The organism is uncultured Ralstonia sp., assembly GCA_913056305.1.
Lineage (GTDB): Bacteria > Pseudomonadota > Gammaproteobacteria > Burkholderiales > Burkholderiaceae > Ralstonia.
In genome coordinates, this window is record CAJXMR010000168.1 from 1 (window position 1) to 10,502 (window position 10,502).

Here is a 10,502-nt window from a genome sequence, read left to right on the forward strand (position 1 = left end):
CCGGCAGCGCAAAGCGCGCCAGCCCCGACGAGATATTGACGATGCGCCCGCCGTCGGCCATGAGCGGCAGCAGCGTCTGCGTGAGGAAGAACACACCCTTGAAGTGCACGTTCATCAGCTCGTCGAACTGGGCTTCGGTGGTTTCCGCCACGGTGCCATGGATGCCGATGCCGGCGTTGTTGACGAGGTAGTCAAAGCGCTCGGCTTTCCATTGCGCCAGCACGCCGCGCACAGCGTCGGCAAAGGCCGCAAAGGTGCCGATCTTGCCGGTATCGAGTTGCAGCGCGGCGGCGCGGCGGCCCTGGGCGGTCAACTCGGCGACCAGCGCGTCGGCCTCGGCGCGGTTGCTGCGGTACGTGAAGATCACGTCGGTGCCGTTCTTGGCCAGTTTCTGGACCATGTTCTTGCCGAGGCCGCGGCTGCCGCCGGTCACGATGGCGATGGGGGTGTGGGATTGGGGCATCTTGCTCTCCAGTGGGTTAAGGGTGTCGAACACCGTGAGAGCATGGTATTGGGCGATAGACGCAGAATAAATCTCGACTATCCTATCGCTGTGTTTGCTCACAGATAACAATCGACCGCCCACCGCCATGTCCACCAACCGACTCGAAGCCATGCAGATCTTTGTGCGCGTGGCAGAACTCGCCAGCTTCACGCGCGCGGCCGAGAGCCTGAGCATCCCCAAGCCCGCGGCCTCGGTGGCGGTGCAGCAGTTGGAAACGATGCTCGGCACGCGCCTGCTGCACCGGACCACGCGCAAGGTCCAGCTCACGCAGGACGGCCAGACTTTCTACGAGCGCTGCCAGGACTTGCTGGCCGACATGGATGAGCTGCAGACGATGTTTCGCCACAGCCCGCAGGCGCTGCGTGGGCGGCTGCGGGTGGATATGCCGGTGGGCGTAGCGCGGCGCATCGTCATCCCCGCCCTGCCCGGTTTTCTCGATGCGCATCCCGAGCTGGAGATCGAGCTTTCCAGCACCGACCGCCGTGTCGACCCCGTGCGCGAAGGCTTTGATTGCGTGCTGCGCATCGGCACGCTCACCGACAGCAGCTTGATCGCCCGCCCGCTCGGGCAGTTGCCGCAGATGAACTGTGCGAGCCCTGGCTATATCGCGCGCTATGGCATGCCGCAATCGCTGGAGGATTTGGATCACCATCGCATCGTTCACTACGTGCAGACGCTGGGGACGAAATCGCCGGGGTGGGAATACGTGGAGGATGGCCGGCCCGCCTTCCGCCCGATGCGCGGCGCGGTGACGGTCAGTTCGGCGGAAAGCTACGAGGCTGCGTGCCGCGCGGGGCTGGGGATGATCCAGGCGCCCGTGTATGCGGGGCTGTCGGCGCTGATCGCAGATGGCACGCTGGTGGAGGTGCTGCCCGACAACCGGCCGCCGCCGATGCCGGTGTCGCTGGTGTATCCGAACCGGCGGAATCTGCCGGTGCGGGTGCAGGTGTTTATGAATTGGGTGGGGGAGCTACTGGCGCCATATTTGGAGGCGTTGCCTTCGAGTCCGTAGTGTGGGTCACTGCTGATCTGCTTAAAGGCAAGCAACCCGACGGCCAAGTTTGGCCATAAGGGTTCATTGATGTTTCCGCCCGCGCATTCGGACGCGTTGAAAGCAGAGCAGCAGTAAAGTAGCGCCTCGCTCTGCCTCCAAAAACAAATTCCTCGATGCGAACCCTCAACCGCCTGTCCTGGGTATTCCTGTCCGTTGTGTTTGTATTAGCTGCCCTCTTCTTTGGCCTTGCTGCCTATAGCGAGTATGAAGAGACGCCGTGTGGCATGTACCGAGTCGCAAAATACCGGCTCCTCGGCAAATTGACCCCTGACGAAGCCGCCGCCTTGCAATACGCGAAGAGCATCGCGGAACCTGAGTGCCCAGACATTTTTCGTTTCCGGTATAAGGGGCGCGATTTTGAGTTGACTGCTTCAGACATTGTGTTCATGGGTGAGCCGCGACCTCCGAGGTAGGCGGTACGGGCAAATGTCTAGCGACAGGTGAATCGCCACGGCCGATGAAGATGGGCACGACTCCCTCGCGATTCCCCTATGATGCTTAGAGATGACGCCTTGCCGGCCTGCGCACGGTGCATGGCAATTGCAAATTGCTCGACAGGGAGGAATGTCCATGTTTCGTCAACTCGTGATTGGCGCGCTAGGCGCCATGGCTGCCTTGTTCTCGACGACGGCATTCGCGCAAGGGACTGCGGCGGACGCTAAGGCCATGCTTGAAAAGACGGTTGCGGCCATCAAAGCCGATAAGGCCAAGACGCTCGACCAGATCAACAAGGGCGAAAACGGCTTCCTTGTCGGCAACCTCTATCCGTTCTGCTTCAACCTCAGCGACGGACGCCTCGTCGCGAACGGCAATCCCAACGTTAAGGGGTTGCTCGGCAAGGATGTGAGGACATTTAAGGACCCGACAGGCGACGTGTATGGCCCAAGGCTCTATGACGCGGCAAAAGAGGGCCAGATCAATGAGATTAGCTACATGTCTCCCAAGCCCGGCGCTGACAAGACGTGGGTGCCGAAGGCGAGCTTCACTACCGGGGTCGCAGGCCTGGGATGCGGTGTCGGTTACTACAAGTAGTCCAACCCAACCAACCGTCATATGGGCGCCGAACTGCCGAACTCCGACGCTCGTCGCTGCTGAAAGCGCAAAAACGGCAGGTTTTGGCGTGCCCAGTTCTGTACCGAAGTAGCGCCCCCGGCAGAATTCGAACCTGCATCAGGGCGCTTCCCGCGAGAGCCTCCACGGCGGAATCGGAGCGAAGCTTTCGACGATCCAGTCGACAAAAGCCCGTGTCTTGGCGGGCAAGAGCTGGTTGGACGGCACGACCGCATAAACGGCCCCCGCGTCCTGCGTGGTCCAGGCGCTTAGCACTGGCAGGAGCTGGCCGCTCGCCAGTTCCCGGCCGACCAGCCAGTCGGCGCACATCATGATGCCCGCGTCGCGCACAGCGGCCTGAACGAGCGCCTTGGTATCGTCGCACACCAGCGGGCCGGTGATCCGCACAGTCACGCTGCGACCTTCGGACGGATGGACGAAGTGCCAATTGGGGTGGCTGGCGAAGCCGGTGAAGCCGAGGCAGGCGTGGTGGGCGAGATCGGTTGGTTCCTGCGGCACGCCATGTCGGTCGAGATAGGCGGGTGAGGCGCAGAGCATCCGACGATGACCGGCGATACGCCGAGCGACGAGACTCGAGTCCGGCAACGCGCCGATGCGCACGGCCGCGTCGAAGCCCCCGGCGACCAGATCGACAAAGGTGTTGGCAAGGTTCGCTTCGATCCGGACCTCGGGATAGCGGGCCAGGAATGCCGGCAAGATCGGGGCAATCCACATCCGCGCGAAACTCGCCGGCAAGGCCAGACGCAGGGTGCCACGCGGACCGCTGAGGGCTTCTGATGAAGCCATGGCCTCGGCTTCGGACAAGGCGCCGAGACCGGCTCGGACCCGGGCAAGGAACGCAGTCCCCGCTTCGGTCAGGGTGAGCCGGCGTGTCGTCCGTTCCAGGAGGCGCACACCAAGCCGCCGTTCCAGCGACGTGACACGGCGCGACAGGATGGTGGCGTCGCGCTCAAGGATGAGCGCTGCTTTGGCGAAAGAGCCTTGCTCCGCGACCACCGCGAAGGCGACCGCCTCCTCCACCTGTGAACCGTTCAACCATTGCTGTGCTGAGTGCATGAATATCCTGCGGTAAAGCCAGATTATCTATAAAAATGGCAGGTCTACTATGGATGTCAAGGCAAACAAGCCGACCTGTCCATCCCAAAGGAGATTGCCATGCATGCCATCGAACTGACCGCCGCCTCGCTCGACGCCCTGAAACCCACCACCCTGCCCGATCCCGTCGCAGGACCGGGTGAAGTGCTGGTGCGGCTGCGCGCCGCCAGCCTGAATTTTCTCGATCTCGCCGTGGCGGGCGGTCATTTTCCAGTCCCCAAGTTTCCGCTTGTTCCGGTCGCCGACGGGGCCGGTGAAGTCGCTGCCGTAGGCCAGGACGTGACGGGCGTGAAGGTTGGCGACCGCGTCGTCCCGCATTTCATGCCTGGATGGCGCGGTGGGCGGATCTCGCCGGTCAATGTCTCGCAGATGCGCGGCGTGTCCCTCCCGGGGTCGCTGGCGGAATATGCCGTCGTCGATGAACGCGGCCTGGTGCGCCTGCCCGATCACCTCAGCTTTGCCGAGGCGGCGACCCTGCCCATCGCCGGCACCACCGCGTGGCGAGCGCTGCGCGCGGCGAACATCCGGCCAGGATCGGTGGTCGTCCTGCTTGGCACGGGCGGCGTCAGCCTGTTCGCCCTGCAACTCGCCAAGGCCTTTGGCGCCACGGTGATCGTGACCTCATCATCCGACGAAAAGCTGGAGCGCGTGCGCAAGCTGGGCGCCGACCTGACCGTCAACTATCGGGCGACCCCTGACTGGGAGATCGAGATCCTGAAGCTCACCGAAGGGCGCGGTGCCGATCTCGTGATCGAGACGGTGGGAGGCGACAGCTTCGCGCGTTCGCTGAAAGCGACGGCCCATGGTGGCGTGGTCTTCACGATTGGTTTCGTGGCCGGCACAAGCGCTGCGATCGACCTGATGCCGATCATCGCCAAGGGCGTCACCGTCCAGGGCAACAACACTGGGCCGGTGGAAGACCTCGCCGACGTCGCCCGTGCTGTCGCGGCCCATCGCATCACCCCGATCATCGACAAGGCGTTTGGTATCAACGAAGCCGCGGCAGCCTATGCCCGTCTGGGCGGTGGGCAGTCCTTTGGCAAGGTCGCGATCCTGCATTGAGCCCAGTCCGAGGTTGGTGCTGGCAGTACGCCGACTCTCAGATCCAGCACGTTTTGGGAACGCTTTGATCGCGAAACGTGCTGCTCCACCCTCCGGCCACCTGCAGAGCGACTGGTAGCCCTTCCTGATTGACGAGGTCAACATGCCTGACTTGTTACCAGTAACCGCACCTGCGTCCCAAGACTGCCAAGTCGTCGAGTTGCGTCAGTACACGACGCACCCAAACCAGCGCGATGTGCTGATCGAGCTGTTCGACCGTGAGTTGGTCGAAAGCCAGGAGGCCGTCGGCATGCGTGTGATGGGCCAGTTCCGCGACCTGGACGATGCCGACCGCTTTGTCTGGCTGCGCGGTTTTGCCGACATGGCCAGCCGCGCACAAGGCCTGCAAGCCTTCTACAGCGGACCGGTCTGGGCCGCGCACAGCAACGCGGCCAATCCAACGATGCTCGACTGGGACAACGTGTTGCTGCTCAAGCCCGCATGGCCTGGCGCGGCCGTGGCATCGAAGCCAGACGATCGTGCCGCTGCGGGCTCGGCGGAGCTGCCGCCGGGCATTCTCGGCGCGACCGTGTTCAGTCTTCGCGAGGCCGCGGGCGAGACGCTGCTACTGCTGTGCCGTGACGCGATGACGCACACGCTGCGCGCCGGCGGCGCCAAGGTGCTGGGCTGGTATGTCACCGAGCCGAGCGCCAACAACTTCGCGCGCCTGCCGGTGCGTGAGGGCGAGCAGGTGCTCGTTGGCTTGGCGATGTTCAGCGACACTGCCGCGCTCGACGCCTTCGCACACGGCGAGGCCTGGCAGCGTGACGTGGCACCCTTGCTCGAACCGTGGCTCGTGGGCCGGCCGCAGGCACTTCGGCTCGCTCCGACGGCTCGATCGGCCATCCATGCTTGAAGGCGGCCCCACGACCATCCGCACGCCACTGAAGCACTCGCGCTTCGTCGTGCGGCTTCATTCCGTTTGAAAAGCCGCCAAACCTATAAAATACGGGTCGGCCACGATTTCCGTGGTGATTGCACCCTGGCACCCATGTTACGTTTAAGTGAAGTCAAACTCCCTCTGGACCACGCCGAAAGCGATCTTGAAGCCGCGGTTCGCGCGCGCCTCGCGGATCTCGGCGTAGCGGCAGATGGGCTTGTCCATTTCACCGTATTCCGCCGCGCGCATGATGCTCGCAAGCGCTCGGATATCAAGCTGACCTATATCGTCGACGTCGAAGTCAAGGACGAAGCGGCCGTGCACAAGCGGCTCGCTGGCAAGCCGCATTGCGGGGTGACGCCCGACATGACATACCGCTTTGTCGCGAAGGCGCCCGAGCACACGACGCGCCCGCGTCCGGTGGTGATCGGCATGGGGCCGTGCGGCCTGTTCGCAGGACTGATCCTCGCGCAGATGGGGTTCCGCCCCATCATCCTTGAACGTGGCAAAGCCGTGCGCGAGCGCACCAAGGACACCTTTGGCCTGTGGCGCAAGTCGGTGCTCAACCCTGAATCCAACGTGCAGTTCGGCGAAGGCGGGGCCGGGACGTTTTCCGACGGCAAGCTGTATAGCCAGATCAAGGACCCGCACCACTATGGCCGCAAGGTGCTCGAGGAATTCGTTAAAGCGGGCGCACCGGAAGACATCTTGTATCTGAGCCGGCCGCACATCGGCACGTTCCGCCTCGTCAGCATGGTGGAAAAAATGCGCGCCACCATCCACGAACTGGGCGGCGAAGTGCGCTTCGAAACCCGGGTTGACGATATCGAAATCGATCAGGGCAAGGTGCGTGCGCTCAAGCTCTCGAACGGTGAAACGCTGCGGTGCGACCACGTCGTGCTGGCCGTTGGCCACAGCGCTCGCGACACGTTCCAGATGCTGCACGATCGCGGTGTTTATATCGAAGCCAAGCCGTTTTCACTGGGCTTTCGCATCGAACATCCGCAGGGGTTGATCGATCGTGCCCGCTTCGGCAAGTTTGCGGGCCACAAGGAACTCGGCGCGGCCGACTACAAGGTGGTCCATCACTGCAGCAATGGGCGGGCCGTCTACAGCTTCTGCATGTGCCCGGGCGGCACGGTGGTCGCGGCAACTTCCGAACCCGGCCGCGTGGTCACCAACGGCATGAGCCAGTATTCCCGAGCCGAGCGCAACGCGAATGCGGGCATCGTTGTCGGCATCACGCCGGACGACTATCCGGGTGGCCCGTTGGCGGGCATCGCGTTCCAGCGCAAGTGGGAAGAGCGGGCATTCGAACTTGGCGGCGGCAATTACCAGGCGCCGGGTCAACTGGTTGGTGATTTCATCGCCGGCCGGCCGTCGACGTCGCTTGGCGCCGTGGTGCCGTCGTACAAGCCGGGCGTGCACCCGACCGATCTCAGCACCGCACTCCCTGACTACGTGATCGAAGCCATCCGTGAAGCCCTCCCCCAGATCGATAAGAAGATCGCAGGCTTCGCGATGCACGATGCCGTGCTCACCGGTGTGGAGACGCGCACCTCGTCACCGATCCGGGTTCGACGCAAAGACGATTACCAAAGCATGAACGTCGAAGGCCTGTATCCGGCCGGCGAAGGCGCGGGGTATGCCGGCGGTATCTATTCGGCGGCCATCGACGGCATCGAAGTCGCGCAAGCAGTGGCACTCAATCTGACATCGACGCACGTGTCCTGATGTGCGGGATTAAGGGTGGCTGGCGAGAGGCGTCAGCGCATCCTTTACCGCACCTATCTGCGCAATCCTATCTGCAAAGCACCAAAGAAAAACGCGCCGAGGTCACCCTCGGCGCGTTTTTCATTTTGCTGCTGAGCAGACTGCTTACGCCATCCACTTGCGCGCATTGCGGAACATCCGCATCCACGGGCTGCTGCCGTCGCCAGCGGCTTCCCATTCCTTCGGATGCCAGCTCATCTGCACCGCACGGAATACGCGCTCCGGATGCGGCATCAGCGCGGTGAAGCGGCCGTCGTGCGTCGTCACAGAGGCGATGCCCTGCGGCGAGCCGTTCGGGTTCAGCGGATAGGCTTGCGTGACCTGGCCACGGTTGTCGACGAAGCGCAGGCCCACGGCCACCTTGCTGATGTCGCCCTGCTGCGAGAAGTCCGCATAGCCCTCGCCGTGCGCGACGACGATGGGGATGCGGCTGCCTTCCATGCCCGCGTAGAAGATCGACGGCGATGCCTCCACCTGCACCGTCACCAGGCGGCCTTCGTACTGCTCCGACTGGTTGCGCGTGAACTTCGGCCATGCGCCGGCGCCCGGGATGATGGTGGCCAGGCTCGCCATCATCTGGCAGCCGTTGCACACGCCCAGCGCGATCGAATCCGTGCGGTTGAAGAAGGCCGCGAACTGCTCGGCCAGCATGCTGTTGAAGAGGATCGTCTTCGCCCAGCCCTCGCCCGCGCCCAGCACGTCGCCGTAGCTGAAGCCGCCGCAGGCCACGAAGCCCTTGAAGTCGGCCAGGTTCGTGCGGCCGGCCAGCAGGTCGCTCATGTGCACGTCGTAGGTGTCGAAGCCGGCCTTGTCCATCGCGTAGGCCATTTCCACCTGCGAGTTGACGCCCTGCTCGCGCAGGATCGCCATGCGCGGGCGGGCGCCCGTCGCGATGAACGGCGCGGCCACGTCCTCGGCAATGTTGAAGGTGAGTTTGGGCGAGATGCCCGGGTCTTCGGCATCGAGCAGGAGGTCGTATTCGCTCTGCGTGCACTCGGGGTTGTCGCGCAGGCTGGCGATGCGCCAGGAGACGTCGGTCCAGGTGCGTTGCAGCTCGATGCGCGAGGCACTGAAGACCTTCTTGGCGTCGCGCCAGATTTCGATGTGGCCGTTGGCATTCGGCGCGCCGATCACGTGGCTGCAGCCGGACAGGCCGTGCTCGCGCAGCACCGCGAAGACGGCGTCGCGCTGCGCCAGCGGCACCTGGATCACGGCGCCGAGTTCTTCGTTGAACAGCGCCCGCAGCGTCAGGTCGGCGCGGCGGCCGGAGACCTGCTGCGCCCAGTTCTTGGCGTCGCCGTAGTCGGATTCGTGCGTACCGTCGAGCGTGAGCATGTCGACGTTGAGCGACACGCCGGTGTGGCCGGCGAAGGCCATTTCGCAGACAGTGGCCCACAGGCCGCCGTCGGAGCGGTCGTGGTAGGCCAGCAGCGCGCCGCTGGCGTTCAGTTGCTGGATGGCGGCGAAGAAGCGCTGCAAGTCTGCGGCGTCGTCGACGTCCGGCACGCTGTTGCCGATCTGCTGCGTGACCTGCGCCAGGATGCTGCCGCCCATGCGGTGCTTGCCGCGGCCCAGGTCGATCAGGATCAGGGTGGTGTCGGCGGGCGCGCTGGTGGATTCAACGGCCTTGAGCTGCGGGGTCAACGTGCCGCGCACGTCCGTCACCGGCGCGAAGGCCGAGACGATCAGCGACACCGGCGCCACCACTTCCTTGGCCTGGCCCGCGTCTTCCCACTTGGTGCGCATCGACAACGAGTCCTTGCCCACCGGGATGCTGATGCCCAGCGCCGGGCACAGCTCCATGCCCACTGCCTTGACGGTGTCGTACAGGCGGGCGTCTTCGCCGTCCACGCCGCAGGCGGCCATCCAGTTGGCCGACAGCTTCAGTTGCGTGAGCGAGGCGATCGGTGCCGCCGCGATGTTGGTGATGGCCTCGCCAACGGCCATGCGGCCCGAGGCCGGAGCGTTGATGACGGCCAGCGGGGTGCGCTCGCCCATGGTCATCGCCTCGCCCGTGTAGCCCTTGAAGTCGAGCGTGGTGACAGCCACGTCGGCCACCGGCACTTGCCACGGGCCGACCATCTGGTCGCGCGTGTTCAGGCCGCCGACGGTGCGATCGCCGATGGTGATGAGGAACGACTTGCTGGCGACGGTCGGGTGGCGCAGCACGTCGCGCGCAACCGTCTCCAGGTCCAGACCGGTGACGTCCACTTCAGGCAGTTCCTGCGCGACGCGGCGCACGTCGCGATGCATGCGCGGCGGCTTGCCCAGCAGCACGTCCATCGGCATGTTGACCGGGAAGTGCTCGGCGGCCTCGGCAGCGGCATCGCTGTCGACCACTTGCAGTTGCTGCTCGTCCGTGGCGAAACCGACCACCGAGAACGGTGCGCGTTCGCGCTGGCACATGGCCTGGAAGCGCGGGAAATCGCCCGGGGCGATGGCCAGCGTGTAGCGTTCCTGCGATTCGTTGCACCAGATTTCAGCCGGGCTCAGGCCGGACTCTTCCAGGTGCACCTGGCGCAGGTCGAAGCGCGCGCCCTTGTCGGCGCCGTCGACGATTTCCGGGAAGGCGTTGGAGATGCCGCCCGCGCCCACGTCGTGGATCGACAGGATCGGGTTGTCCGCGCCCAGCGCCCAGCACGCGTTGATGACTTCCTGCGCGCGGCGCTGCATTTCGGGGTTGCCGCGCTGGACGGAATCGAAGTCCAGGTCGGCCGTGTTGGTGCCGGTCGCCATCGAGCTGGCGGCGCCGCCGCCCATGCCGATGCGCATGCCGGGGCCGCCCAGTTGGATCAGCAGCGTGCCGGCCGGCAGGCCATGCTTGTGCGTATGGCCGTCATCGATGCTGCCGATGCCGCCGGCAATCATGATCGGCTTGTGATAGCCGCGCACGGTGCCGGCCACGTTCTGCTCGTAGACGCGGAAATAGCCGCCCAGGTTGGGCCGGCCGAATTCGTTGTTGAACGCGGCGCCGCCGATCGGGCCTTCGATCATGATCTGCAGCGGCGAGGCGATGCGGTCCG

At 64.6% G+C, this 10,502-nt stretch carries 8 protein-coding genes; 5 read left to right on the forward strand and 3 right to left on the reverse strand.

Features of this window, described 5'->3' with window-relative positions:
- Positions 1-463, reverse strand: a 463-nt coding sequence (locus QZ609_RS20070) for an SDR family NAD(P)-dependent oxidoreductase (RefSeq protein ID WP_295498583.1), incomplete at its 3' end; no start/stop codon positions are given.
- A 127-nt stretch (positions 464-590) separates the two neighbouring features.
- On the opposite strand from QZ609_RS20070, the gene QZ609_RS20075 reads away from it, so the two are divergent.
- Together QZ609_RS20075 and QZ609_RS20080 are read left to right on the forward strand one after the other, a co-directional pair.
- Positions 591-1,517: a LysR family transcriptional regulator gene (locus QZ609_RS20075; RefSeq protein ID WP_295498586.1), complete on the forward strand. Its 927-nt coding sequence runs from the start codon at positions 591-593 to the stop codon at positions 1,515-1,517.
- A 612-nt stretch (positions 1,518-2,129) separates the two neighbouring features.
- The gene (locus tag QZ609_RS20080; RefSeq protein WP_295498589.1) at positions 2,130-2,591 is read left to right on the forward strand and encodes a chemotaxis protein; all 462 of its coding nucleotides are present in this window, start codon (positions 2,130-2,132) and stop codon (positions 2,589-2,591) included.
- A 138-nt stretch (positions 2,592-2,729) separates the two neighbouring features.
- On the opposite strand, the gene QZ609_RS20085 is transcribed toward QZ609_RS20080, so the two are convergent.
- Entirely contained in the window at positions 2,730-3,686 is a 957-nt protein-coding gene (locus QZ609_RS20085; RefSeq protein WP_295498591.1) for a LysR family transcriptional regulator, read from the reverse strand.
- A 99-nt stretch (positions 3,687-3,785) separates the two neighbouring features.
- On the opposite strand from QZ609_RS20085, the gene QZ609_RS20090 reads away from it, so the two are divergent.
- The 3 genes from QZ609_RS20090 to QZ609_RS20100 all read left to right on the forward strand — a co-directional run bounded on the left by QZ609_RS20090 (position 3,786) and on the right by QZ609_RS20100 (position 7,440).
- The gene (locus QZ609_RS20090) at positions 3,786-4,787 is read left to right on the forward strand and encodes an NAD(P)-dependent alcohol dehydrogenase (protein ID WP_295498594.1); all 1,002 of its coding nucleotides are present in this window, start codon (positions 3,786-3,788) and stop codon (positions 4,785-4,787) included.
- Positions 4,788-4,929: 142 nt separating this feature from the next.
- A complete protein-coding gene (locus QZ609_RS20095; protein ID WP_295498597.1) occupies positions 4,930-5,682 on the forward strand; it encodes an NIPSNAP family protein in 753 nt (250 codons plus the stop codon).
- Positions 5,683-5,817: 135 nt separating this feature from the next.
- Entirely contained in the window at positions 5,818-7,440 is a 1,623-nt protein-coding gene (locus QZ609_RS20100; protein ID WP_295498602.1) for an NAD(P)/FAD-dependent oxidoreductase, read from the forward strand.
- A 144-nt stretch (positions 7,441-7,584) separates the two neighbouring features.
- Here QZ609_RS20100 and purL read toward each other — a convergent pair.
- The coding region (purL, locus tag QZ609_RS20105) for a phosphoribosylformylglycinamidine synthase (protein WP_295498599.1) at positions 7,585-10,502 on the reverse strand (2,918 nt) is incomplete at its 5' end.